General features: G+C 63.3%; 19 protein-coding genes. 9 read left to right on the top strand and 10 right to left on the bottom strand.

Annotation, left to right across the window (positions count from 1 at the left end; translation table 11 throughout):
- Window positions 1–217: 217 nt before the first annotated feature.
- Window positions 218–1,306, bottom strand: coding sequence for a recombinase RecA (gene recA / locus MKZ91_RS17085; RefSeq protein ID WP_336172265.1), 1,089 nt, complete (start codon window positions 1,304–1,306; stop codon window positions 218–220).
- Between the two features lie 318 nt (window positions 1,307–1,624).
- Here recA and MKZ91_RS17080 point away from each other — a divergent pair, with 318 nt between their 5' ends.
- The gene (locus MKZ91_RS17080) at window positions 1,625–2,572 is read left to right on the top strand and encodes a carbohydrate kinase family protein (RefSeq protein ID WP_336172264.1); all 948 of its coding nucleotides are present in this window, start codon (window positions 1,625–1,627) and stop codon (window positions 2,570–2,572) included.
- Between the two features lie 31 nt (window positions 2,573–2,603).
- On the top strand, window positions 2,604–3,533 hold the full coding sequence (locus MKZ91_RS17075; RefSeq protein WP_336172263.1) for a pseudouridine-5'-phosphate glycosidase: 930 nt from the start codon (window positions 2,604–2,606) through the stop codon (window positions 3,531–3,533).
- Between the two features lie 123 nt (window positions 3,534–3,656).
- Here MKZ91_RS17075 and cckA read toward each other — a convergent pair whose 3' ends face one another.
- Window positions 3,657–6,290, bottom strand: coding sequence for a cell cycle histidine kinase CckA (cckA, locus tag MKZ91_RS17070; protein ID WP_336172262.1), 2,634 nt, complete (start codon window positions 6,288–6,290; stop codon window positions 3,657–3,659).
- Between the two features lie 267 nt (window positions 6,291–6,557).
- Between cckA and MKZ91_RS17065 the strand changes: the two genes are divergently transcribed.
- Window positions 6,558–7,535, top strand: a complete 978-nt coding sequence (locus MKZ91_RS17065) for a histidine kinase (RefSeq protein ID WP_336172261.1) — start codon at window positions 6,558–6,560, stop codon at window positions 7,533–7,535.
- 114 nt (window positions 7,536–7,649) lie between these two features.
- Here the strand turns inward: MKZ91_RS17065 and dksA are convergent, their stop codons facing one another.
- Entirely contained in the window at window positions 7,650–8,069 is a 420-nt protein-coding gene (dksA, locus tag MKZ91_RS17060) for an RNA polymerase-binding protein DksA (protein WP_034794589.1), read from the bottom strand.
- A 413-nt stretch (window positions 8,070–8,482) separates the two neighbouring features.
- Between dksA and MKZ91_RS17055 the strand changes: the two genes are divergently transcribed.
- From MKZ91_RS17055 to MKZ91_RS17045, 3 genes are all read left to right on the top strand, one after another.
- A complete protein-coding gene (locus MKZ91_RS17055) occupies window positions 8,483–8,998 on the top strand; it encodes a SixA phosphatase family protein (protein WP_336172260.1) in 516 nt (171 codons plus the stop codon).
- A gap of 148 nt (window positions 8,999–9,146) precedes the next feature.
- Window positions 9,147–10,643 carry a YcjX family protein gene (locus MKZ91_RS17050; protein WP_336172259.1) on the top strand — a complete coding sequence of 499 codons (1,497 nt, stop codon included), beginning with the start codon at window positions 9,147–9,149 and terminating at the stop codon, window positions 10,641–10,643.
- Window positions 10,640–11,725 carry a YcjF family protein gene (locus MKZ91_RS17045; RefSeq protein ID WP_336172258.1) on the top strand — a complete coding sequence of 362 codons (1,086 nt, stop codon included), beginning with the start codon at window positions 10,640–10,642 and terminating at the stop codon, window positions 11,723–11,725. The genes MKZ91_RS17050 and MKZ91_RS17045 overlap by 4 nt, the downstream gene beginning before the upstream one ends.
- A 16-nt stretch (window positions 11,726–11,741) precedes the next feature.
- Here MKZ91_RS17045 and MKZ91_RS17040 read toward each other — a convergent pair whose 3' ends face one another.
- Both MKZ91_RS17040 and MKZ91_RS17035 read right to left on the bottom strand, forming a co-directional pair.
- A complete protein-coding gene (locus MKZ91_RS17040) occupies window positions 11,742–12,533 on the bottom strand; it encodes a molybdopterin-binding protein (RefSeq protein ID WP_336172257.1) in 792 nt (263 codons plus the stop codon).
- Complete coding sequence (locus MKZ91_RS17035; RefSeq protein ID WP_336172256.1) at window positions 12,526–13,386, bottom strand: cytochrome b/b6 domain-containing protein; 861 nt, start codon at window positions 13,384–13,386, stop codon at window positions 12,526–12,528. The genes MKZ91_RS17040 and MKZ91_RS17035 overlap by 8 nt, the downstream gene beginning before the upstream one ends.
- Window positions 13,387–13,632: 246 nt before the next feature.
- On the opposite strand from MKZ91_RS17035, the gene MKZ91_RS17030 reads away from it, so the two are divergent.
- Window positions 13,633–14,184: a hypothetical protein gene (locus MKZ91_RS17030; RefSeq protein ID WP_336172255.1), complete on the top strand. Its 552-nt coding sequence runs from the start codon at window positions 13,633–13,635 to the stop codon at window positions 14,182–14,184.
- Between the two features lie 100 nt (window positions 14,185–14,284).
- On the opposite strand, the gene folK is transcribed toward MKZ91_RS17030, so the two are convergent.
- The 3 genes from folK to folP all read right to left on the bottom strand — a co-directional run bounded on the left by folK (window position 14,285) and on the right by folP (window position 16,139).
- A complete protein-coding gene (gene folK / locus MKZ91_RS17025; protein ID WP_336172254.1) occupies window positions 14,285–14,809 on the bottom strand; it encodes a 2-amino-4-hydroxy-6-hydroxymethyldihydropteridine diphosphokinase in 525 nt (174 codons plus the stop codon).
- The gene (gene folB, locus MKZ91_RS17020) at window positions 14,799–15,167 is read right to left on the bottom strand and encodes a dihydroneopterin aldolase (RefSeq protein WP_336172253.1); all 369 of its coding nucleotides are present in this window, start codon (window positions 15,165–15,167) and stop codon (window positions 14,799–14,801) included. The genes folK and folB overlap by 11 nt, the downstream gene beginning before the upstream one ends.
- 120 nt (window positions 15,168–15,287) lie before the next feature.
- A complete protein-coding gene (folP, locus tag MKZ91_RS17015) occupies window positions 15,288–16,139 on the bottom strand; it encodes a dihydropteroate synthase (protein ID WP_336172252.1) in 852 nt (283 codons plus the stop codon).
- Between the two features lie 107 nt (window positions 16,140–16,246).
- On the opposite strand from folP, the gene MKZ91_RS17010 reads away from it, so the two are divergent.
- On the top strand, window positions 16,247–16,876 hold the full coding sequence (locus tag MKZ91_RS17010) for a DUF922 domain-containing Zn-dependent protease (RefSeq protein WP_336172251.1): 630 nt from the start codon (window positions 16,247–16,249) through the stop codon (window positions 16,874–16,876).
- Between the two features lie 447 nt (window positions 16,877–17,323).
- On the opposite strand, the gene MKZ91_RS17005 is transcribed toward MKZ91_RS17010, so the two are convergent.
- Both MKZ91_RS17005 and MKZ91_RS17000 read right to left on the bottom strand, forming a co-directional pair.
- Window positions 17,324–17,644, bottom strand: a complete 321-nt coding sequence (locus tag MKZ91_RS17005) for a 2Fe-2S iron-sulfur cluster-binding protein (RefSeq protein ID WP_336172250.1) — start codon at window positions 17,642–17,644, stop codon at window positions 17,324–17,326.
- 221 nt (window positions 17,645–17,865) lie between these two features.
- Window positions 17,866–18,234: an Hpt domain-containing protein gene (locus tag MKZ91_RS17000; RefSeq protein ID WP_336172249.1), complete on the bottom strand. Its 369-nt coding sequence runs from the start codon at window positions 18,232–18,234 to the stop codon at window positions 17,866–17,868.
- A 539-nt stretch (window positions 18,235–18,773) separates the two neighbouring features.
- Here MKZ91_RS17000 and MKZ91_RS16995 point away from each other — a divergent pair.
- Window positions 18,774–25,418 (top strand): kinesin, encoded by a 6,645-nt coding sequence (locus MKZ91_RS16995; RefSeq protein WP_336172248.1) that lies wholly within the window; start codon window positions 18,774–18,776, stop codon window positions 25,416–25,418.
- The last annotated feature ends 250 nt before the right edge of the window (window positions 25,419–25,668 follow it).

Raw genomic sequence — 25,668 nt, 5'->3', positions numbered from 1 at the left:
TTAAGCACCGATTCCGGCCCGGATCCGGCAAATGCCGTGCCGCTAAGCCATTGTCCTTTAACCCCGCAGCCACCCATGGCGGCCACGCCCTCCAACGCCTTCGGCCGCCGGAACCAAAGGCTTTTATCGCTCGCGTATCGTACTGTCCAGACGGCAGCAAAAAACCGGCCGCCAACGAGACGACCGGTTTCCGGTAGCTTCAGTAGACCGTGGCGACTTACGCCTCCGGGGCCTCGTCGCCATCGTCGGCTTCCGGTCCGCCATTCTCGAGGAACCGGTCGGCGATCAGGCCGGCGTTCTGGCGCAGCGCCGTCTCGATTTCGCGTGCCAGGTCCGGATTGTCGCGCAGGAACAGCTTGGCATTTTCGCGGCCCTGGCCGAGGCGCTGGCTGTTATAGGAGAACCAGGCGCCGGACTTCTCGACGATGCCGGCCTTCACGCCGAGGTCGATCAATTCACCGGTCTTCGATACGCCCTCGCCATACATGATGTCGAATTCGACCTGCTTGAAGGGAGGCGCCATCTTGTTCTTGACGACCTTGACGCGGGTCTGGTTGCCGACGACCTCTTCGCGCTCCTTGACCGAGCCGATGCGGCGGATGTCGAGGCGAACCGAGGCGTAGAACTTCAGCGCGTTGCCGCCGGTGGTGGTTTCCGGCGAGCCGAACATGACGCCGATCTTCATGCGGATCTGGTTGATGAAGATGACCATGCAGTTCGACTTGGAGATCGACGCGGTCAGCTTGCGCAGCGCCTGGCTCATCAGGCGGGCCTGCATGCCCGGCAGGTTGTCGCCCATTTCGCCTTCGATTTCGGCGCGCGGCACGAGCGCTGCAACCGAGTCGACGACGAGCACGTCGATTGCGCCTGAGCGCACCAGCGTGTCGGTGATTTCAAGCGCCTGCTCGCCGGTGTCCGGCTGCGAGATCAGCAGGTTTTCGAGGTCGACGCCGAGCTTGCGGGCATAGACCGGATCGAGCGCGTGTTCGGCGTCGACGAAGGCGCAGATGCCGCCCTTCTTCTGGGCTTCCGCGACCGTCTGCAGCGCCAGCGTCGTCTTACCCGAGCTTTCCGGGCCGTAGATTTCGACGATGCGGCCCTTCGGCAGGCCGCCGATGCCGAGCGCGATGTCGAGGCTGAGAGAGCCGGTCGAAACCGTCTCGATCTCGATGATGCTGTCCTTCCCACCGAGCTTCATGATCGATCCCTTGCCGAACGAACGTTCGATCTGGGAAAGTGCCGCTTCAAGTGCCTTGCTTTTATCCACCGATTTGTCCTCTACGAGCCGCAAAGAGTTTTGTGCCATTTGGTCCACCTTTAGGTTATTGAAGCTACCGAGGCAATGAAGCCGCCGCAGGAGTTTTTGTACACGTTTTGTTCCGTATTGGCAAGAGGAGGGCAACATATTGAAAACTAATCATGATTTCTATTTCGTTCTTTTCATGTTCACGGAACAAAACCGCTGGCTCGCGAATGGAGCAAGCGCAGCTTGAAACCCGCCGGGCAAGGCTGAGCCGATTCGTCTGGGGAAAAGAGATGGGGCGGCATCAGCGCTTCTATTCGGCACATCGACCATGGCCGCAAACCAACAGATTTTTGGCTCGCGCCAAGCAGAGGAACATTCATGACGGAAGCTGAAATCGCGGTCTTCGGCGGTGCGCATATCGACAGGCGCGGCCGCATATCGGGGATTACCGCACCGGGTTCCAGCAATCCCGGCACCTGGTTCGAAGAGGCGGGTGGCGGCGGCTTCAATGCAGCCCGCAACCTTGCTCGCCTCGGCCACAGCGTGCGCATGGTCAGCACCCGCGGCGGCGATGCGGCCGGCGAGATGGTCACGGCCGCCGCCGCCGAAGCCGGCGTCATCGACAGCCCCCTCACCTTCCTCGATCGCAAGACGCCGAGCTACACCGCTATCCTGGAGAAGGACGGCAATCTGGTCATCGCGCTCGCCGACATGGATCTCTACCGGCTGTTTTCGCCGCGGCAATTGCAGCGCCGCGCCTTGCGTGACGTCGTCGCCACAAGCCGGCTGATCCTGACGGACGCGAACCTGCCGGAGGAAACGATTGCCGCGCTGGTACGCTCGGCGGGCGGCGATCAGCGCCTGGTCGCCGGCATCGCCGTTTCGCCGGCCAAGGTGATCCGCTATCGCCCTTGCCTTTCCGATCTGTCGTTCCTGTTCATGAACGAGTCCGAGGCGCGCGCGTTGACCGGCAAGGAGGCGACTGACGCGTCGGATTGGGCGGGGCACCTGCGTGCCGCCGGCCTTAAGGGCGGCGTCGTAACGCGGGGCGGCCGCGCCGCCGTCGCCTTTGATGACAACAGCGTTTGTGTTGCCGTTCCGCCGGATCTGCCGGCCCTTGCCGACGTCACCGGCGCCGGCGACGCGCTCGCCTCCGGCTTCCTTGCCGCGTGCCTCGCCGGCCTCCCCCTTGCCGATTGCCTGCGACACGGCATCGCGGCCGCCGGAATCACGTTGCGCTCGCCGCTTGCAGCGTCAGAAGAGATGTCCGCGGCCAATCTCGAACAGGCGCTGGCCCTTGTGCCGGCGCCCCAATTGCTGTCATGACATTTGCCAGCAGAACTCCCAAGGAAAGACCATGACCAGACCCGCTTCTCCTTCCCTGCCGATGCAGTATTCCGACGAGGTCGCCGCCGCCAAGGCACGCGGCGCGCCGATCGTGGCCCTGGAGTCGACCATCATCACCCATGGCATGCCCTATCCGGGCAACCTGAACATGGCCCGCAGCGTCGAAGCGATCATCCGCGAACAGGGTGCCGTGCCGGCAACGATCGCCGTCATCCATGGCGTGCTGCACATCGGCCTTGACGATGCCAAGCTCGTGGAGTTGGCAAAGACCGAGGGTGCGATGAAGGTCTCGCGCGCCGACCTCGCCTTTGCAATTGCCGAGCGCCGCACCGGCGCGACCACCGTTGCCGCAACGATGATTGCCGCGGCGCGCGCCGGCATCCGGGTCTTTGCGACCGGCGGCATCGGTGGCGTTCACCGTGGCGCCGAACTCTCCTTCGACATTTCCGCCGATCTCGAGGAGCTTGCTCGCACCGCCGTCATCGTCGTCTGCGCCGGCGCCAAGGCGATCCTCGACATTCCGAAGACGCTGGAAGTGCTCGAAACCCGCGGCGTGCCCGTCGTCACCTATGACAGCGAGAACTTCCCGGCGTTCTGGTCGCGCGACAGCGGCCTGAAGAGCCCGTTGATGCTCAACAGCCCGGCTGCGATCGCCAACTTCCAGAACATGCGCGACCAGCTCGGCGTCGATGGCGGCATGCTGATTGCCAATCCCGTGCCGGAGGCAAACGAGATCCCGCGCGAGGAGATGGAGATCTACATTTCCCGCGCGCTCGACAATGCCGAAAGCGACGAGATCACCGGCAAGGCGGTCACGCCCTACCTTCTCGACAATATCTTCCACCTGACCGAGGGCCGCAGCCTCGAAACCAACATTGCGTTGGTCGAGAACAATGCGCGGCTTGCCGGCGAGATTGCGGTTGCGCTCAACGCCAAGTAAGCGGAGCGCAAGACGCGCCCAAGAAAAAGCCCGGAGCGCGAGCCCCGGGCTTTTTCATTGCCAGATTTATCACTTGAAGCGGACGCTTCCGGCAATCCTGGAAGGCTCCTCAAGCGGGGCGCTCTAGGAGTCTAGCATCTCGCGCACGGCAACCGCCAGTTGCTTCAGCGAGAACGGCTTCGGCAGGAAACCGAACTTGGCATCGGCCGGCAGGTTGCGGGCAAAGGCATCCTCGGCATAGCCGGAGACGAAGATGAACTTCAGGTCCGGGTACTTCTTCCTGAGTTCGGTCAGGAGCGTCGGTCCATCCATTTCCGGCATCACCACGTCCGAGACGACGATGTCGACCGCGCCGTTGAGCTCGTCCATGATGTCGAGCGCCTCGACGCCGGAGCCGGCTTCGTAGACGGTGTAGCCGCGTGTTTCCAGCATGCGCTTGCCGCCGCGCCGGACCGCCTCCTCGTCCTCGACGAGAAGTACGACGGCCGAATCCCCAGTGAGGTCGGCCGGCTCTTCCACCTTGGCGGCGGGTGCGGCAACAGCCTGCGCGGCCGGCGCCGGAGCGACGGCCTCCGCCATCGACCCGGCAAGCTGCGCGGGCTCCTCGGCAGCGACCGGTACTTCGATGTGGCGAGGCAGCAGGATCCGGAAGGTCGTCCCCTTGCCGACTTCCGATTCCGGATAGATGTAGCCGCCCGATTGCTTGACGATGCCATAGACCATCGACAGGCCGAGACCGGTGCCCTTGCCGACTTCCTTGGTGGTGAAGAACGGCTCAAAGATCTTGTCGAGAATTTCCGGTGCGATCCCCGTGCCCTGGTCGGAGACCTCGACCATGACGAAATCCTCGTCCGGCAGCTCGCGACGGCCAAAGGCGGCGACGTCTCCAGCCGGAAGGTTGCGCGTGCGAAGTGTGATCGTGCCGCCGTCTGGCATCGCGTCGCGGGCATTGACCGCCAGGTTCAGAAGCACCTGCTCGAACTGGCCGAGATCGGTCCTGACTGGCCACAGGTCGCGGCCGTAATCGACTTCGACCTTGACGTTGGTTCCGGTCATGCGATCGACGAGCATGCGCAGGTCGCCGATGACATCCGTCATGTTGAGCACCGTCGGGCGCATCGTCTGCTTGCGGGAAAACGCCAGGAGCTGCCGCACGAGAACCGCGGCGCGGTTGGCGTTGCGCTTGATCTCCATGAGGTCGGCGAAGCTCGCATCGGCCGGGCGCGCCGAAAGCAAGAGATGGTCGGACGACAACAGGATGGCGGTCAGCACGTTGTTGAAGTCGTGCGCGATGCCGCCGGCAAGGGTGCCGACAGCGTTCATCTTCTGGGTCTGCGCCATCTGGTTCTCGAGCGCCTTTTGCTCGGTAATCTCCAGCGCATAGATGATCGCCGCTTCTTCCGGCGCCTGATCGTTCTGGTCGATCACGGCGTTCACGTAGAAGCGGAAATGACGTTCGCCATCAGTCGGGTGCAGCGCGTCGATCGGCGCGATATCGCCCTGCCGATCCTTGGCGGCGGCGAGCGCCTCGTGCAGGCGGCCCTTTTCGGTTTCATGCACCACGGCCTCGATCAGCGCGCCGCGCTCGACATCGTCCTGCGAGACAAGGCCGGAGAACAGTTTCAGGAACGGCGCATTTGTGCGCAGGATCCGGCCGTTGCCGTCGACCGAGGCAATCGCCATCGGTGTGTTGTTGAAGAAGCGGGTGAACCGCATCGCAGCACTCGATGCCGATTGCTCGTTGTCTTCGCCGCCTTCTCGCGACATGACGATGGTGCGGCTTTCACCCGGCGCCCCGTCGCGCGTCGAGGAGACCCTATGGATCATGCGCACCGGCAGGCTCTGGCCGTTCATCTTGCGCAGATCAAGGTCGAGCACCTTGGTCTTCTTCAGGCCGGGCTCCGCCTGCACGGCTTGAACCAGCGTCAGCCCCTCGCCCGCCACCAGGTCGCCAATGCTGACCGAACCCGGCTGGAACTTGGTGAGGTCGATGCCAAGCCAATCGGCGAGCGTCGCGTTGATGTAGAAGATCTCTCCCTTGCGACCGGCCGAGAAGAAGCCGGCGGGCGCGTGGTCGAGATAGTCGATCGCGTTCTGCAACTCCTTGAAGAAGCGTTCCTGGTCGTCGCGCTCGGCAGTGATATCGGCAATCTGCCAGAGATAGAGCGGGTTGCGCTCGCTGTCTTCCAGCGGCAGCACCCGCGCCTTCAGCCGGAACCAGTGGGCGCCGGAGCCGCTGGAGGCGCCGCCGGTCGCCAAGGGCTTGAGCAGCCGGAACTCCTCGTGCCCCTGCTTGCCCTCGTGCAGGCCGTTGGTCAGGCGATAGATCGCCTCCGTTGCCTCGCGGTTGCGCGACAGGATCGTTTCGAGCGACTGGATGCCGGCAGCGGTCTTGGCGCCCGTGAGCGCGCCATAGGCGGCATTGGCGTAGATGATGCGGCCCTTGCGATCGGTGACGATTGTGCCGTCCTCATGCGCGTCGAGAAAGCCGCGCGCCAGTTCGTCCGGGCGCGACTGCGGCATGACCTCGATGAAGCCTATGACCGAGGAGACGAGGAAGAAGATGCCGACCATGGCGAGAACGCCGAGGATGCCGAGCACGATCTCGTTTTCCATCTCGTTCTTGAAGATTACGAAGGCGATCGCCGATACGGTGAGGACGATCGCCAGCAGCACGATCCGCAGCACGGTTCCGGGCCTGACGCCGCGGTCAACAACCGGCATCTGGTAGTCGCCTGACTGCCGCAATTTCGTCATCGGATCCTCTTATGCGGCCGGCACCGCGCACCGCGGGCCGGCATTTCCGGCCGGTATCTCCGCGCAATCCGCCGGGCGAAATCGGGCAATCCCGACAGGCCCTCGATCATTCGGACAAGAATCATCTTTAACAATCAGAGATAACAGCAAAAAGCACCTGTGCGGAAGCATTCGGGGCAATTCACAGGGAATGTCGGCAAAGCGCTTGTCCGGGCCCGAAAAAAGCCGTCAAATACTGCCACTTCGAAGGCAGAAGGAGTTCAGTCCATGTTGGAAACGATCGTTGCAGACAACGGCAGCCGATTCTTGATCGCCGCCGCAGCGGTCGTGGCCGGCCTCGTGTGCCTCGTGGCGGTGCTCTGGATCATCCGCAGCCGGCCGTCCTCGCCCTTCATAAGAGGTGGCAAGAACCGACAGCCGCGGCTTGCCGTGCTTGACGCGGCCGCCGTCGACACCCGGCGCCGGCTGGTTCTCATTCGCCGCGACGATGTCGAACACCTGATCATGATCGGCGGGCCGACCGATATCGTGATTGAAAGCCGGATCGCTACGGGCGACGAAGTGCCCGCCCCCGCTGAACAGAAGGTCGCCGAGCCGGCGGTTGCCCCCAGCCGCCCGGTTGCCATCGAGCCGGAGACACAAGCCGCACCCATGGTGCAAACGGAAGTCGCCGCCGTTCAGCCGGTCCAGCCGGTTGCCCGCCCGCTCATCCGGCCGGAGGAACAGCCCGCGACGCGCCTGGAGCCTGCTGCCCCGATGCGGGTCGTTGCCGAGCAACGCCCGGTCGTCGCGCCGACCGCTGCCACGGAGGCGCGCCCCGTTGCCCGGGCGACCCCTGCCGTGGAGGTTCCGTCGGTTGCCGTCGTCGAGACGCCGCAGGCCAATTTCGACATGCCGGTGACCCGTCCGATGCCGGTCGCCCAGCCCGCGCAGCAACCCGTGCAGGCGCAAGCCGTGCAGGCGCAACGCCCTGCGCCGGCCATGCAGCAGCAGGTTCCGGCTACCAGCCCTCTTTCCGACTTCGAACGCCTGCTCGACGCCGAGATCAGTGGCGACCTGCAGCGTCTTGGCCCAGCCGGCCCGGTGACGCCGTCGCTGGCACCCGAGAGCCGCACGGTGACGCCGGTTGGCCGCCAGGAGCCCCTGCTTGGCACTCCCGCTGCTGAAGGCAGCCGCCGGGAGCCGACGATCGAGGAAGAAATGAACCGAATGCTCGCCGACATCTCTGCCGGCCGGAAGCCCTAAGCATGCGCTGAGCGGGCAATGGGCGGCTCCGCTTCGACGCATGGGAAAGTAAGTAAGCAAGAAAAAAGGCGCGGTTTGACCCGCGCCTTTTTTGGTAGTTCGGAAAGCTGTTTGTCACTCGTCGCGATAGACCTTTTCCCGACGCTCGTGACGCTCCTGCGCCTCGATCGACAGGGTTGCGATCGGCCGGGCATCCAGCCGCTTCAGGCCGATTGGTTCGCCGGTTTCTTCGCAATAGCCATAGGTGCCTTCGTCAAGCCGCTGCAGTGCCGCATCGATCTTGGAGATCAGCTTGCGCTGGCGGTCCCGAGCTCTCAGTTCGATCGCACGGTCTGTTTCGGAAGAAGCCCTGTCTGCAAGATCCGGATGATTGGCGCTCTCCTCTGCCAAGTGATCCAGTGTCTCGCGTGCTTCGCGAAGGATGTCATTCTTCCAAGCGTTCAGCTTGGCCCGGAAATACGCCCGGTGGTTGGCATTCATGAATTCATCGTCCTCGGAAAGGACGAAGGTACTAAGATCGATCTTCTCACTCAACGCGATTCTCCTGAAGAACATCTCATTGCGGCGGTGTATAGACCTATGGAAGCCTTGATTCAAGCCTTCGAACAGACACTCAACCGTATTTTAATAATGCTTGCGATTCAGGCTAACTGACGAATATTTCATCAAAATTACAAATCAGATCTTGATATCCGGCTGGTGGGCGCCGCCGTTGCAGCCACGAGTGGACGAATTGCGGCGCTGATGCGTTTGCGCCATATCATCGCCTGTTCACGACCGCGGCAAAGCGCAGCACGTCAGCAACCCCTGGAAAAAAGCGGCAAACGGCTTGATCTTTGCGATGCGGGCAGGAAAAGGTGGGGATGCCTGCTGGCGGATGCAATGGTTGTCCGCCCGGCGGATCAGATTCCTGGCCACAAGCGCCAGGCAACCACCGGAAACGCCCGATGCTAGACAGCGCCTCAAAGGCCCTCCGCCTCTACCTTCTTCGGCATGCGCGCTCCGGCTGGGCGTTGCCCGGGCAGCGCGATTTCGACAGGGCGCTGGACGAGGCCGGTTATGTCGAAGCCGAGCGGCTCGCGCAGATGGCAGCCGATCAGGGGATCCGCCCGGACCGCATCCTCTGCTCGACCGCTGTGCGTTGCCGCGAGACCGCAGAGCCGTTCTTTCGCACGGTCGCCGAGGATCTCGACATCCGCTATGTCGACGCGCTCTATTCCGGCCCGACAAGCGTCTACTTCGATCTGATCGACGCGCACCGGCATGTGAATTCCCTGATGCTGGTCGGGCACAATCCGATGATCGAACAGTTGCTCTACCGGCTGGTCGGCGACGATGCGGCCCGAGACGCAGTACCCCATGGTTATCCGCCGGCCGGGCTCGCAGTCATCGATCTGCCCGCCGGAGCGGGCAACGGTGTCGATAGCGCGACGCTGGTGTCACTCCTGCTGCCCAATCAATAGGCGTGGCGGCGGGAAGAATTGTCGCGCCTGCGTTTGCGACTTCGCAAAGAGTGCCTATATCGCGGATTGCAACCCTCGCCGGACACGCTTCTGACAGGCTTGATGCTTAAGAACGACCACGGGAACACGCCGCAAGAAAGAGCAAGATTTGGCGCCTAACCTGACCAGTTTCAAAGATGACGCCCTGATCGCGCTCGACAATCTCGCCGATCGAGCCTCTGGCCTCGTCAATCCCTCCATCCGGCTGGGTGTCACCGGCCTTTCGCGCTCCGGCAAGACCGTCTTCATCTCCTCGTTGGTGCATAACCTCCTCAATGGCGGACGACTGCCGGTCTTCGAGCCTGTGCGCTCGGGCCGTGTCTCGAAGGTGCGGCTGGAACCCCAGCCCGACGACGCCGTACCGCGTTTCCAATACGAGGATCATATCGCAGCGCTGGTGCGCGACCGCATCTGGCCGGATTCGACGCGCGCCATCTCGCAGTTGCGCATCACCCTCGATTATGAAAGCGCCAGCGGCTGGAACCGGCTGTTTTCACCAGGGCGCCTGTCGCTCGATATCGTCGACTATCCTGGCGAGTGGCTGCTCGACCTGCCCTTGCTTGCGCAGGATTTCCGTGAGTTCAGCAACAATGCGGTCACCCGTGCCCGTGCCGCGTCCCGTACACAAGTGTCCGCCGATTGGCTCACGCTCGCCTCCTCGGCCGGGCCGACGGCCATCGCTGACGAAGCAAGCGCGCGACGGCTTGCCGAGAGCTTCACGGCCTACCTGAAGGCGTGCAAGGCTGATGAGCGCTCGCCCTCGACCCTGCCGCCTGGCCGCTTCCTGATGCCAGGTGATCTCGAGGGATCGCCGGCGCTTACCTTCTCGCCCTTGCCCGACCTTCCCGAAGGCCGCGCGCCGAAGGGCTCGCTCTGGGCGATGATGGAGCGGCGCTACGAGGCCTACAAGAAGCACGTGGTGAGCCCGTTCTTCCGCGAGCATTTCGCTCGCCTGGATCGCCAGATCGTGCTGATCGATGCGCTGCAGGCCATCAACAACGGGCCGGAGGCATTGCTCGATCTCGAGCAGGCGCTGGCCGACGTGCTTGGCTGCTTCCGCCCGGGAACCAACAGCTGGCTCTCGTCCTTCCTGACACGACGGATCGACAAGGTGCTGATCGCGGCAACCAAGGCGGATCACCTTCATCACGAAAGCCACGACCGGCTGGAGCGCATCGCAGCACGGCTCGTCGAGCGCGCCTCGCAAAGCATCGGGCTTAGCGGTGCCGGTCTTGAGGTGATGGCGCTCGCTTCCGTCCGCGCCACCCGTGAGGCGACGGTCAATCATGATGGCCATACGCTCCCGGTGATTGTCGGCACTCCTATCGCCGGCGAGAAGATCAATGGCGAGATCTTCGACGGAGAACGGAAAACAGCTATATTTCCCGGTGACTTGCCGGAGGACCCTGAAGTTCTTTTCAAGGCGATCGAGGCACAGCCCGGCAACACAGGCTTCGGCACGAGCGTCCAGCCGCTGCCGGAACTGAGCTTCGTCCGTTTCCGGCCACCGCATCTGGAGGAAACCAGCGGCGGCTTGAAGCTATCGGTGCCCCATATCCGCCTTGATCGCGCGATGCAGTTCCTGTTTGGAGATCGGCTCGCATGAGTGACGACACCAGCAATCGTGGCCGCCGACCCGGTTCCTTTTCCGTGGACGACGACAAGGCCAGCCAACCGAGCGCCGTCACCCGTGCGCCGCGGACCCCGGCGAGCTTCGACGACAACGTGGTGATGACACCAGATGCGGAAGATCCCTTCCGCGAGACGACGCTTGCGGTCGAGACCCTTGCTTTGCCGGAGGCAAGCCCGCGCAAGCGCCGCCTGTCCGTCGGCAAGGTGGCGATGGGCGCCTTCGGCATCATCCTGTCGCTCGCCGCCGGCCTGTGGGTCGATCGCCTGCTGCGCGATCTCTTTACCCGCGCCGACTGGCTCGGCTACACCGCCCTTGCCGTGGTCGCGGTCGGCCTCCTTGCTCTGCTGATCGTTGTCGCCCGCGAGCTTTCGGGGCTGATGCAGCTCACGGCCATCCAGAAGCTGAAGACGGAAACGGAGAGTGCAGCCGCTTCGGCCAATGCCAAGCCGGCGCGCACGGCCCAGGCGAAGCTCGTGCAGCTTCTTGCCGCCAATCCACGCACCGCCCGCGGCCGTGCGCGATTGAAGGAAAGTGATGGCGAAATCATTGACGGCCCGCATCTGATCGAGCTGACGGAACGGGAACTGCTGAGCCCGCTTGACCGCGAAGCACGAAAACTCATCCTGGCCGCCTCCAAGCGTGTTTCGATCGTCACCGCGGTCAGCCCGCGGGCGCTCGTCGATCTTGGTTACGTGCTTTACGAATCTGCCCGGCTGATCCGCGCCATGGCGGAACTTTATGGCGGCCGGCCCGGCACCATCGGCCTGTTGCGGCTGATGCGCGACGTCATCGCCCACCTTGCCGTCACCGGCTCCATTGCGGCCGGCGACAGCCTGATACAGCAGGTGCTTGGCCATGGCCTTGCCTCAAAGCTTTCGGCGCGGCTTGGCGAAGGCGTGATCAACGGGCTGATGACCGCGCGCATCGGCATCGCCGCCATGGATCTGTGCCGCCCGATGCCGTTCCGGGCCCTGAAGCGGCCGGGCATCGGTGATTTTCTCGCCGATCTCAGCCCCGGCGCCGGCCGTACCTCAAGCGAAAACGGCGACCGGTAGCACCGTTGGGCGAAGGCTAAATGCCCGCATACCAGTCGTAGCCGAGATCCTCCCAGTAACCGCCGCCGCCGCGGCCGAAGGGCGCAAGGTCGGACACGACCTCGATCGCACGGATATACTTCGCCATCTTGTATCCCAGCTGACGCTCGATCCGCGCGCGCAACGGAGCGCCATTGGCGACCGGCAGCGGCGCACCGTTCAGCCCATAGGCCAGAATCGTCTGCGGATGACGGGCATCGATCAGGTCGATCGATTCGTAATAGGCAACCGAGCCCGATAGCCCAAGCGGCATGCTGTCGAAACAATGGAAGACGACATAGCGTGCGCTCGCCTTCACCGCGGCTTCATCCAGCACGCGCGACAGCGGCACACCGGTCCACTTGGCAATGCAACTCCAGCCTTCGACGCAGTCATGCCGGGTGATCTGGGTTCGCGCCGGCATATTCTGAAGCTCCTGGAGTGACAACTGCAGCGGCCGCTGGACGAGACCCGAAACGCTGAGGCGGTATCCAGCGAACGCCTGATCCTTCAGTGCAAGATAGGTGGGGTCGGTCGGATCCGTGGAGCCATTCGGCCGCTGTCCCTGGCGGATCTCGCTTTCTGAAAACTCCGGCGCAAGCCGATCGGCGGGGATCAGCAGCCGTTGCGCGCGATAGGTCAGGCCGTTGGCGGATGCGAGAAAGTCACGCAGTGGCTGCCCGTAGCCGAGCAGCCCATCGAAGGCGTCGCACCCCGAAAGCGGCAAGGTCGAAACCGCAACGCCGGCAGCGGTCAGGAGGCCCCGGCGATTGATCACAAAACTACTCATGGCCGCTGCCTCCATCGGAATGGCTGCCATCGACGCGGTAGCGCCCGGTGATCATGGACCGCATCTCATTGAGCGGCCCGGCGGCAAACACCATGACGATGTGAACGGCGAAAAAGCCGACGATGAGCGCCATCACGATGAAGTGGATGGTGCGTGCTGTCTGCCGTCCGCCAAAGATGTCGACGAGCCACGGCCAGGCTGCGTCCATGCCCGGCGACATCGTCAGGCCGGTCAGGATCATCAGCGGGAAAAACACCAGGAGAACAGCGGCATAGGAGAGCTTCTGCAGGCTGTTGTACCGGCCGTCATGGTCGAAGCGGAACCGAAGGTGTTCAAGGACGGTCTTCGGCAGCGCGTTGAGGTCGGCAGCGCCTGGAAGGATGTCGCGGCGAAGATGGCCATTGATCACGCTCGCCAGCAGCCAGCTCAGGTAAACACCGACAAAGACCCAGGCGAAGAAGAAGTGCACCACCCGGCCGGTCGCCAGGTCGTGGTAGGACGGAATGGTCGCCCAGGCGGGAAAGGCGCTGTACGCGCGCCGCTCACGCGATCCGCTGACCCCGAGCACACCGGTCGTATCGAAACGGTGCCCCAACAGATAGGTCGACCCTCTGACGTCGCCGTCCTCGCTACGAATCGCCTGGATCGACAGGACCGCGTTGTCGAAGGCAAAGCCGGATTGCTGGCCGATATAGAGCGCGGGATGCGCGTTGAAGATCTGCAACCCGCTGAAGAGAAGAAAAAACAGCGCGACCGCCCAACCCCAATGGCTCAGCCGCGTCGCAACACCGTGGCGCCGGATCGTCACCTTCCGCGGCAGTTCCGAACCGGTCTCTTTGCTCGCAATGGACATGGAGAAACCTCCTGTTTCCAAGCGATACGTAGCGCCGGGCGGACAAGTTTCATCGCACGTGCGCGAGCTGTCGCACAAATGCGTATGTGGGTGTGCCGGTTGGTTTCATCGGTCCGAAAAACTTTGTGAACAATCACGCTCCTGCCACGAAGAAGCCTCGATACCGACCCACCAGAAACCGTCCATTAACCATTTGCGCGCAAATGTGACTTCCAGTTTCGGACGTTGACCCATCAAGGATCGCTTATGTTCTCGCGCCCTTCTTTGATCGCACGCGGCGCTGCCGCTTTCGCGCTTGCAGCCACCGTTGGCATTGCGACGCCAGCCCTCTCCGGCGCCAAGGACAAGGCTTTCTTCGAGAAGGTTTCAGGCCAGTGGAAAGGTCCGGGCGAGATCGTTGCCGGCAAATACAAGGGCACCAAGTTCACCTGCGACCTTTCGGGCGAACCGGTCGCCGGTGACGATACCGGCATCAAGCTCGACGGCTTCTGCCGCGTCGGCGTGTTCAAGCAGCCAATGTCGGCGCTGATCACCCAGAAGGGCAACAGCTACACTGGCAAGTTCCTCGACGGCGCCGACGGCAAGGGTCTGGATATCGTGTCCGGCAATGTCGCCAAGGACAAAGTGGTCGTCGGCATTAACCGCAAGAAGCTGAATGGCGCGATGATCGCCCGCCTGCAGGACGACCAGACGATGAACATCACCATCTCGGTCAAGGTCGACGAGACAATGGTGCCCGTCATCGGCGTCAGCCTCAACCGCCAGGTCGATACGATCGCGGTCGGCTCGATAAAGTAAGCTGTCACATCCATCAAACGACAAAGCCCCGGCGGTCACCGTCGGGGCTTTGTCGTTTCATTTGTCGGTTCACGGGACGTCGTACGGCTACGACCCCCGCTCACTCCTTGATACGCCACCAGTCCATGCCGTTATCGGCGATCTCGATGCCGGCGATATCCGCATCCTGCAGCCAGGCGCCGATCGTCCGGCCGCCGACACGCATCTCGGCCGCAATGTCGGCAAGCGGCATCAGCACGAAACCGCGTTCCGTCATGCGTGGGTGCGGCAATTCCAGCCGGCCGCCCGCCTGAAACACGCCCTCATAGGTCAGAACATCGATATCGAGCGTGCGCGGCCCCCAGCGCTCGTCGCGCACACGCTTCATCGCGCGTTCGATATCGAGACAGGTGTCCAGCAACGCCTCCGGCGGCAAGGTCGTCTCGATTACGGCGCAGGCATTGAAGAACCAGGCCTGGTCGGTCTTGCCCCAGGGGGGCGTGCGATAGAGCCGCGACACCGCAACAACCGCGCAATCAGCCCGGGCGTCCAGTCGCTGCAGCGCTTCGGCCATCGCCATCCTCGGATCACCCAGGTTGCCGCCAAGCCCCAGCGTGGCCTTGCGCCAACCAGCCTCAGACGACATGCTCGACCGTCACTTCGACATAGTCGAGAACGCCCGGTACCGGCGCGTTCGGCTTGCGGATAGACACCTTCGCCCGCTTGATCTGCGGAAACCGGACGCAGAGCGTCTTGGCGACTTCCAGCGCCAGCGCTTCGATGAGGTAGCGCCGCCGACCGGTGACGATGCGCTCGATCTCCTGGAAGGCGATGCCGTAATGCACTGTGTCGTCGATGGAATCGTCGACCAACGCCGAGCCTTGCTCCACCTCGAGTTCTGCGTCCACGAAGAAGCGCTGCCCGAGGAGTTCCTCCTCGTCAAACACGCCGTGGCGCGCGAAGAAAGCGCAGTTTTTCAGGGTGATGATATAGGTTGCGCTCATGCTTCTCCGTCCCGTCGACTGTTCTTGGATCACGATGTTGCTGGGGCAAGCTCTTCCCACACCATCACCGTGATCAATTCTTTTGTGCGAGAGCAGGATGTAGGCGGATAACCGGTCGCTTCATCCCGCTCTCGCGTTGAGCATAGCATCCGCCATTACCAGCGCATCCCTGCTGTTTGCGACATCGTGTACGCGGAAAATGGAGGCCCCGGCAACACGCAGCAGCGCCGTTGTCGCCGCGGTCGCCACATCCCTGTGCGCAGCATCCCGTCCGCTGACCGCGCCGACGAAGCGCTTTCGCGAGGTTCCGACCAGAAGCGGCAGATGGAAGCGGTGCAACTCTGAAAATCGCGCCATCAGTTCAAGGTTCTCATCCGTATCCTTGGCAAAGCCGAAGCCGGGATCGAGCACGATCTGTTCTCGCGCGACGCCGGCGGCCTCGGCAATCTCCAGGGAGCGGTCGAGGAAGTGGGCCTGATCGGCAATGACGTCGGCCAGTTTCTCGCGATCGCGTCCGGTATGCATGATGCAGAGCCCTGCCCCGGTCGTCGCCGCGACTGTGGCGATATCGGGTTCGCGCTGCAGGCCATGCACATCGTTGACGATATGGGCACCCGCCTCGACGGCGAGCCGGGCGGTCGAGGCCCGGTAGGTATCGACCGAGATCACCGCGTCGGTGTCACGCGCGAGTGCTGCGATCACCGGCAGGATGCGCTCCTGCTCTTCTTCCGCGCTGACAGGAGCGGCGTCCGGACGCGTGGATTCACCGCCAATGTCGAGGATCAACGCGCCGTCCTCGAGGCAGCGGATCCCTTGCGCAACTGCCGCGACGCTGTCGATGAAACGCCCGCCGTCGGAAAAAGAATCCGGGGTAACATTGACGATTGCCATCAAAACGCCACGGGGCCCGAGTTCGAGGCTGCGTCCATGCGCAAGCTTCCAGCTGAATTTCTGAAATGGATTGTAAGTCATTTTCCCTCACGATCCGCCTTCGGCCCGGAGCCTTCGATTTGCTGTTGCGCCGGCGCTGGCTATGCCCCAAGCTTGACTGAAGTTCAACCGAAGAGAACTACGCATTGATGTCCAGAGTACGCGTCCCCTTCAAAGCCGCCCTTCTCGCCCTCATGGTCGCCACCCCGCTCGCTGGCGCCTCCGGCGAAACCGTGGTCAACAAGACCTTCTCCTATTTCACGATTGGTGGCCGGACTGCGGAAGAACTGGACAAGGCGCTCTCGACGAGCGGCCCGATGATGAAGTCGACCGGCGCCCGCCATCCGGGCGCGACCCGCATCAAGTTCGGCGGCTCGATCACCTATGTCAATCGTGGCGGCCGCTGCGCCGTCGGCGAGGCGCGCGTCACCTTGAGCACCCGCATCATCCTGCCGCGCTGGAAGTATCGCCGCCAGGCGGGCCGCGACCTGGCGCTCGTCTGGGATACTCTGTCGAGCGACATCAAGCGCCACGAGGAACGGCATGCGGAAATTGCCCGCAACCATGCCCGTCGCATGGAGAAGATGTTCCTGGCGCTGAAGCCGGAACCGGACTGCGAGCGCATGCAGGCAGACGTTGCCCGGGTCAGCGTTACCGCAATCGAGGCCCACGACAAGGACCAGGCGCGCTTCGACCGCACTGAGGCTGCAAACTTCGACAAGCGCATGATCCGGCTGCTGCAGTATCGGCTCGAAGCCCTCAAGAAAACACAACAATAGGTAGCGCCTTCCAAACCCGGAAGAAGAGCCGGACTATAGTCAGCGATTGCCCGAATTTGCCGGCAATACCCACAGTATTTTATTGGTGAAATATAACGATGGCTGCCGGCCGCCGACTCATCTATATTCAAATTATGGAGCGAGGGGCCAGAATGAAGACTAGCCCCCGCTGAGTAAGCCGGTTAAGCGCGACGCCGCGGTTGCGAGCAAAGCTTATATGTTGCCATTACTTTAGTTTGGCCGACGTTGTTCAATATTGAAAAAGAAGAAACTGAACAACAGGGCCGGAATGGGTTCTCCTGGCGTGTCTTGGTGCAGCAGATGTTCCCTCCCTCATCTGTCTGCGATGCGCCCTCCTAGCCTCGCTTGTCCAACGACCGGCGAGGCTCTTTTTTGGCTGACAGCCACAAATGCTGATAGTCCTGTGAGCTGGCCCGGCGTTGAGCCTCAGGCCTGACGCTCCGGCACGTGCACCACGAGACCGTCGAGTGCAGCGCTCATCTTGATCTGACAGGAAAGCCGAGAGGTCGGCCGGACGTCATAGGCGAAATCCAGCATGTCTTCTTCCATCGCTTCCGGCGCGCCGACGGTCGCCGCCCAGGCGTCGTCGACATAGACATGACAGGTTGCGCAGGCGCAGGCGCCGCCACATTCGGCTTCGATGCCGGGAACCGAATTGCGAACGGCATTCTCCATGACCGTCGAGCCGTTCTCGACATCAAGTTCATGGCGCGCGCCATCAAAGGCAACGATCGTAAGTTTTGTCATGTCTCTTTCCGGAATGGACTGGTAGGGCTGGCCTGGAGCGCATGACCGCTTGAGAACGGACGCCGCCAGAACGCAAATTCAGTGGCAGTTCTTCCAACAAATCGGCCTGCCAGTCAACAACAGCCGTCCGAAGAAGGCTTCGCGCATGCATTCGACGGTGCCCGCGCGAAGGTGGTTTTCGTGACCTTTTGAGGGGTGTGGAGCCGTTCGGCCGATTGCCGTCAGCGGCAAAGCTTCAGGATGAACAGCTCGGCTTCAAGCACTGCGGCGGAAAGATCGCCCGGCAGCGACATGTCGCTCGGGTCGTGCTCAATTGCGCCGGCGGTCTTGGCGACATCGACGGCGCCGACGGCCAGGGCCGCGCCCTTGAGGCGGTGGGCCGCCTGCGCGCGCGCCGTGCCCTCGCCTTCGACGATGTCTTTCATGATCTGTCGCGCCTGGCGCGCGAAAAGCTGCAGCACTTCGATTTCGAGCGCCTTGTCACCCATCGTCTGTACCGAGAGATGCGCAAAGTCGATCGGCTTTCTGCCAATTGCGGCAGAGTTACCCGGGCTGTCCGGAGCTTCGAAGGCAATCCTGAGGGCCGCCATGAGCCAATTTCCCTATTATTTATTAGATGTTGATCATATTTTAGGTCGCCACGTTTGAGCGGCACCTGTATCCTTACCGTCTGGATCGATATCCTGGCGGGCGGGGCGCTGCTATCAGCCTAAATCGGGGCGCAATATAGGCAGGAATTTGGGAAAATGGTTAACGGGCGTTAAACCGGCTGATTTCTTTATCTTTTCGGGCGTAGACCGCCTTGCGGCATTAAGAATTCATTAGGATTTTAATCAAGCGATTGTGCTCTGAATTGTAAGAACTCGGCTAATGTGTCACTACGATACGGTTAGGAACGTGCTTGCGTGCGAAAATGGCAACCGTTCCGGTGGATAAGCTCGACGCGTGGTCCCTTTCGGCCACAAATGCGACTATCCGTCGAGGCAATGCAGTGGGTGATCAGTAGGGTATTGCGTAGATCCAAAGCGCGTACTTTGCCGTCACCGCCCGATGAGAAAGACACCCGGCCCGTCCTTTGCGGGCAAGGCCGTCGTTTCATCGCTGGCAAGAGGTAATGAGGCGTATCCCTATGGCGACGAAAAAGAGCAATGAGTCGATCGACGAAAAGGCCTTCCAGGCTCTGGAAGCTGCCCTGAAGATCGATTTCGACGAGCTTGACGCGAGCCCTAACGACAAGACTTCCTTGGATGATCCGGAGGAAAATGTGTCTCAGCCCACCAATCAGGCGGCCACGCCCGATCAAAACAAAAGAGCAAAGCCTCAGCCGGAACCATCCCGCGCCGCGCGTGCCGCCGAAGCGGCAAAGACGCTCGCCCCGGAACCTGCGCCGAAATCCCCTGCCCTGGCCGCTGCCAATGATGACGGTCGCCGTTCGCCGGCCGCGATGCTGCGCGCGCTCGACGTGCGCTCCAACCGCGCCGCCATCCGCGTGGCCGCACTTGTATCGGTGATCTGGACGATTGCCGGCCTCGGCGTTGCCAACCTGCTTTACGGCCCCGGCATCTGGCAGATCCGTTCGCTGGGCGACCTGGCCGCAACCCCCGGCGCCATCGGCGTCGCGATCGGCATCGCACTGCCAATCATGCTGTTCTTCTGCTTCGCCATCATGATCGCCCGCGCGCAGGAACTGCGCAACGCCGCCCGGTCGATGGCTGAAGTCGCACTGCGCCTCGCCGAGCCGGAAACGGCCGCGGCCGATCGCGTCATGACCGTCGGTCAGGCCGTCCGCCGCGAAGTTTCGGCCATGAACGAGGGCATCGAGCGCACCATCGCGCGTGCCACCGAACTGGAAACCCTCGTCCATTCCGAAGTCAACGCGCTCGAGCGCAGCTACAGTGAGAACGAACTGCGTGTTCGCACGCTCGTCCAGGAACTTGGCCTTGAACGCGAAGCAATCATCGGCCACTCCGAACGCATTCGCTCGGCGATTTCGGGCGCCCATGGCAAGCTGAAGGACGATCTGGAACAGGCAAGCGAGGACATCGCCTCGCGTATCGCAATTTCGGGCGAAGCCTTTGCCTCGCTGATCGATACCCGTGCGGCAGCCCTCAGCGAAAAGTCTGACAGCGCCCTGCAGTCGATCAGTTCCATGCTGTCGAGCCGCACCGACACGCTGCTTTCCGGCCTGACAGCTGCCGGCCTCGGACTGAGCACGGAATTCGATACGCGGCTTGACCAGTTGAGCGAAACGCTGACGAAGCGTGGCGACGATATCCTCAGCCAATTCGAGACGCGCGCCTCCTCGCTCGACGCAAGCACCGAAAAGCTGAATGCGGCGCTGAACGAGCGCGCCCGCCAGCTCAACGAGACGCTGATCGCCCGCACCCGCGACCTCAACGAAAGCCTGAGCGTCGGCCACCAGGCCATCACCGGTGGCCTCGACCACGTGCTTACCTCGCTGAACGCCACGCTCGACGAGAAAGGCGCAAGCTTCCGCCAGAGCCTTCGCTCCAGCGCCGACGACGCGATCATGGACCTCGACCTGCGCGGTGGCTTCTTCGAAGAGAAGCTGCAGACGACGGTCGGCCAGCTCGCAACCGCCTTCGACGAACGCTTCCACGAATTCGCATCCGCCTTCGACAAGCGTGCAAGCCTGCTTGACACCAAGCTCATGGAAAGCCTGCACCGCATCAACGAGACCGTCTCCGGCGGCTCTGAAGCCATCGGCGGTGCGCTCGACAGCAGCATCGAGAAGATCGGCTCGGCCCTCTCCGATCAGTCGCTCACGCTGGCGGCCACGCTCGGCGCCACCCAGGACTTCCTCGAAGAGACGATCACCAGCCGGACCTCGGAACTCAGCAGCCTGGTCGGCGACGCCCACAGCCGCATCGACAGCGTCCTCTCCGAAAAGACCAGCGGCCTCATGGGCGCCCTTTCCCAGGCCCAGGAGCGCATCGAAAACGGCTTCGGCCAGCGTGCCGACGCGCTTGCAAGCGCACTGACCACCAGCGAACAGCGCCTGACCGACGGTCTCGACACCCGCACGGCCGCCTTTGTCGACGGCCTGCATGCGGCCCATGCGCGCATCGAACAGACGCTGCATGGTTCGACGGACGAGATCACCAGCGCCATTGCGGCCAGCCAGCACCGGCTCGACAATACCCTTTCGGAACGAACGCTCGCGCTTTCGACCATCCTTTCGATGGGCGCAGACCAGATCGACAGCGCCGTCAGCGGTACCGCCGACCGGCTCGAGCGCGTTCTGTCCGAGCGTGGCGAAGCAATCTCGGATGCCCTGACCAACCAGACGTCGGCTCTCGACGGCGTGCTGGCCGAGCGTGCCGCCGCCATCACCTCGACGATGTCTTCGCGCGCCAACGAGATGGCCAACACGCTGAGCCGCCACGCCGAAGACGTGGCCGACAGCCTCACCTTCCGCGCAACCGCCGTCGCCGAGACCATGACGGACCGCGTCGGCGACATCGAGCAGAAGCTTTCCGACAGCGTTTCGGCAATCGCCGAAAACCTTGGCGGTCGCGTCAGCCTGATCTCCGATACGCTGACCGAGACCAGCGCCCGCATTGCCGAGGACCTCAGCGGCCGGGTTGGAAAGATCTCCGACACGCTCACCGAGACCAGCGCCCAGATCGCCGATGCGCTGACCGCACGCACCACCGAAGCGACCGCATCGCTTGCCGGCAAGGCAACGGAGATCGAGCAGACGCTGAGCGGCCGGGCCGAACATCTTCGCGATACGCTGTCGTCGACACACGAGCAGATCCGCGCCACGCTCGACGACCGGATCAGCGCCATCAATCTCGCCGTCGGCCAGGGCCGTGACCAGCTCGAAGGCATGCTGGCCGATCAGTCAACCGCCATCGCCACGACGCTTGCCACCAGCGCCAGCATGCTGGAGATGTCGCTCGAGGAACGCCAGTCGGCACTCGCAGGCGTCATCGACCGCAGCGGCGAAGTGCTCGACACCCGCATGCGTTCGACCACCGGTCACATCGCCGAGCGCCTGGCCGAGACCGCCAACCAGATCAGCCTGGCGGCCGACAGCCTGACCAACCGCGTCGACATGTCGATCAACGGCATCAACGACCGCCTCGACGATACCGGCCTGCGCATCGAGACCAGCCTTGGCGCTCTTGAGCAGCGCATGCGCGAAAGCGCCGGCAACATCGGCTCGATCGTCGACGAAACCGGCATGCACATCGAGACCCGCGTCGGCGTGCTGGAAGATCGTATCCGCAACACCGTCGGCAACGTCGGCACTGTTGTCGATGACACCGGTGCACGCATCGAAGGCAACCTCGGCGCGCTCGAAAACCGCATCCGCGGCAGCGTCGCCAATGTCGGTTCCGTCGTCGATGACGCAGCGGCCCGCGTCGACAGCGGCCTCAATGCCCTTGAAGAGCGGATCCGCGGCAGCGTCAGTGGGGTCGGCGCGATCGTCGGCGACACCGGTACGCTGATCGAGAACAGCCTCGGTGCCCTGCAGGATCGCATTCGCGGCAGCGTCAACGACGTCAACATGCTGGTTGATGACACAGGGCTGCGTCTCGAAGTCAGCCTCAGCTCGCTTGAAGAGCGTCTTCGCGACAGCGTCGGCGGCGTCAACGAGATCGTCGACGGCGCCGGACAGCGCATCGCCGACAGTCTCAGCCAGCGCGCCGGCGATATCGACCGCCTCAGCGAACTGGCGGCCCACCGGATTTCCGGCGCGATCGAATCCGGCGCTGAGCGCATTGCCGAACGCCTCGGCACCATGGACCGCGCCCTCAACATCGGTCTCGAGAACGTCAACCGGACGATCGAAGGCAAGGCCGCTGTGCTGGTGAGCAACCTGCGTGGGGCCGTCAGTGAAGCGACGCAGGATCTCGATGCGGAAGCCGTCCGTCTCGAGGGCAAGGCGAGCGATCTCGTCGGCAACCTGCGCAGCGCGGTTGGTGACGTGGCCAAGGAGTTTGACGCAGAAACGACCCGTATCGAGGGCACGGCTGCGGGCCTCGTCAGCACGCTTCGCGGCGCAGTTGGCAATGTCGCCGAGGAACTCGACGCAGAAGCCGCCCGCATCGAGGGCAAGGCTGCCGGCCTCGTCACCACGCTTCGTGGTGCAGTTGGCGACGTCGCCCAGGAACTGGACGCAGAAGCCGCGCGCATCGAAGGTGCGGCCGCTGGCCTGGTGACCAACCTGCGCGGCGCAGTCAGCGATGTCGCCCAAGAAATCGATGCGGAAGCGGCCCGTTCGGCAGCACTTCTGTCGAGAGCCGGCGACGAGTTCGCAACCGCCCTCGCCGCCCGCCAAGCGGAGTTTGCCAATACGATCGACCAGACGGCCGCAGCAACCTCTGCGCGCCATGCTGACTTCGCCAACACGATCGAGCAGAAAGCCGCCATCACCGCGGCTCGTCACGCCGATCTTGCCCGCTCGATCGCCGAGGCAGCCGACACGACCGCAACCCGGCTTGCCGCGACCCACAGCCAGATCGCCGGGCATGCCGACAGCATCCATCAGGGCCTTGCCGATACCGAGAAGGCACTTGAGGCACGTGGCGAAGCGATCCGCCACACGCTCGACGAACGCACCCGTGAGCTCAACTCGATGCTCGCCGGCCGCTCGCTCGAACTGTCGCGCCTGATCGACGAACAGGCCCGCCCGGTCATCGATCAGTATGCCGCAACCGGCCGCGAAGCCGCCGAGCGCATCGCTGCCGTGACCCAGGAAAGCTCCGACCGCCTGCGCGCCGAAAATGCAGCGCTGGTCAACGCCATTGCCGAGCGCACCGGCGAAACGCTGAACGCGATTTCGCATCGTGCCGAAGAAACGGCCAAGGCGATGAAGATGGTCGAGAACCGTCTGCAGTCGACGGCGATGGGCCTGATCGACCAGCTCGCCAACAACAACGCGGCGATCGCCACCGTGATCGACCAGGCAAGCAGCAACCTCGGCGAAATGGACCAGCGTCTGGAATCGACGATGGCCCGCGTTTCGGAAACGACCCGTCAGGCTACCGACATGCTGTCGACCTCGACCCGCCTCATCGAAGGCAAGGTCGATAAGCTGTCGGATATCTCCGCTGCGACGCTGTCGCAGATCGGCGGTATCGTCGGCCGCTTCGAGGACCACTCAAGGGTCCTCGGCCAGGCCTCCGACCTGCTCGGCGCCGCCCAGTCGAACCTCGTCAGCACGCTCGAGGAACGCCAGGACGCATTGCGCACCCTGTCGGTCGGCCTCGTACAGCGTTCCGAAGAGATCGAGCGTACGATGCGTGCGCTTGAAGGCTTCGTCGACGGCGCCTTCCAGCGTGCTGAAGAACGGTCCGGCCTTGTCGCAGGCAACCTGCGCAGCGGCATCCAGCAGTCCTTCTCGGATGTCGGTCGCCTTCTCACCAGCGCCGAGCAGCGTGCAGCCGAAGCCGCACAAGCCATGCGCAACACCCTTGCCCAGGCGGGCGACGAAGCCGGCGCTTCGGTCGAGCAGGTCTTCTCACGTGCCGAGGAGCGTTCGCGCCAGATCGCCGACACGCTGCGCTCGGGTGTCGAGACGTCGTTTGCCGACGTCAACAAGACGCTCTCCTCGGTCGAGGGTCGTGCGCTTGGCGCATCGGAAGCGCTGCGTCAGGCAATCGCCAAGGTTGGCGAAGATGCCGGCGCATCGATCGAAGGCGCTTTTGCCAATGCCGAGGAGCGCTCCAAGGAAGTGGCCTCGCGCCTGCGTGGCAGCGTTGCAGCCTCGGTGTCGGACATCGAGCGCATGCTCACCGACAGCGGCAAGAAGTCCGATGGCGTCGCCGTCCAGCTGCGCGAAGCGGTTCGCGTGGCGATCGACGAGGCGATTGGCCGCTTCAGCGGTGCAACCGACGAAATCCGTCGCTCGGCCGGCGAGATCCGCAAGGAACTCGACATGACCCGCGAGGAACTGAAGCGCGGCGCCTTCGACCTGCCGGAAGAGGCCAAGGAAAACGCCGCCGTCATGCGCCGTGCCGTCGGCGAGCAGATCAAGGCGCTGCAGGAACTGTCCGACATCATCGGCAAGTCCTCGACGCAGCTCGAAGTCGCCCAGCCGCTGCGCCAGCAGCCGGCAGCAGCGCCTGTGTCGCGTCCGGTCCAGCAACAACCTGTCGTCCAGCAACAGCCTGTCGTCCAGCAACAGCCGGTCGCTCAACCACAACCCGTCGCCCAGCAGCCCGCAGAGCAACAGGTACAGCCGGCGCCGGCCCTTCGCGGCAGCCTCGGCCTCGAGCAGCCCGCCATCCGCCAGCCGGCGCCGTCGCAGGCGGTGACCAGCGAAGTTGCCGAAGGCGGCGGCTGGATGCGGGATCTGCTGCGTGCCGCTTCGCGCGAGGAGGCTCCCTCGCCGGCACCCCAGCGCCCGGCAGAAGCGCAGCCTGCGGCCCGCGCCAGTGACAACCGCAACCCGCGCCACGTGGTCGAATCCCTGAACTCGCTCTCGGTCGATATTGCCCGTGCGATCGACCACGATGCCTCGGTCGATCTGTGGCGCCGCTACCAGCGCGGTGAGCGCGACGTCTTCACCCGTCGCCTCTACACGCTGAAGGGCCAGCAGACCTTCGACGAGATCAAGCGCAAATATGACCGCGAGCCGGAATTCCGCACCGCCGTCGACCGCTACATCGCCGACTTCGAAAAGCTGCTCGCCGATGTCGCCCGCAACGACCCGGACAAGCGCATCACCCAGACCTACCTGACGTCGGACACCGGCAAGGTCTACACGATGCTCGCCCACGCCGCCGGTCGCTTCAGCTAAGCGGCATTGGCACCGAATAACAAAACGGCCCCATCTCGCGATGGGGCCGTCAGACCGCTGACAAACCCGTCGATATTTTCGGCGGGTTTTTGTTTTTGTGGCAGGCATTTTTGTTCGGGCTGTTTTGTCGGAGAGAAAGAAGGGGGCCTTGGCTTACGCCATGCTGCGCTTTGGCGCTTTGGTCAGGGCCATTGCGATCTTCTTGATGTTCTGCGCTGCGGCTGCCAGCAGACACTGGCATGCGACGCGG

It is taken from the genome of Ensifer sp. MJa1 (genome assembly GCF_037026475.1).
GTDB lineage: Bacteria > Pseudomonadota > Alphaproteobacteria > Rhizobiales > Rhizobiaceae > Ensifer.
This window is presented reverse-complemented; position numbering and strand designations above follow the sequence as displayed.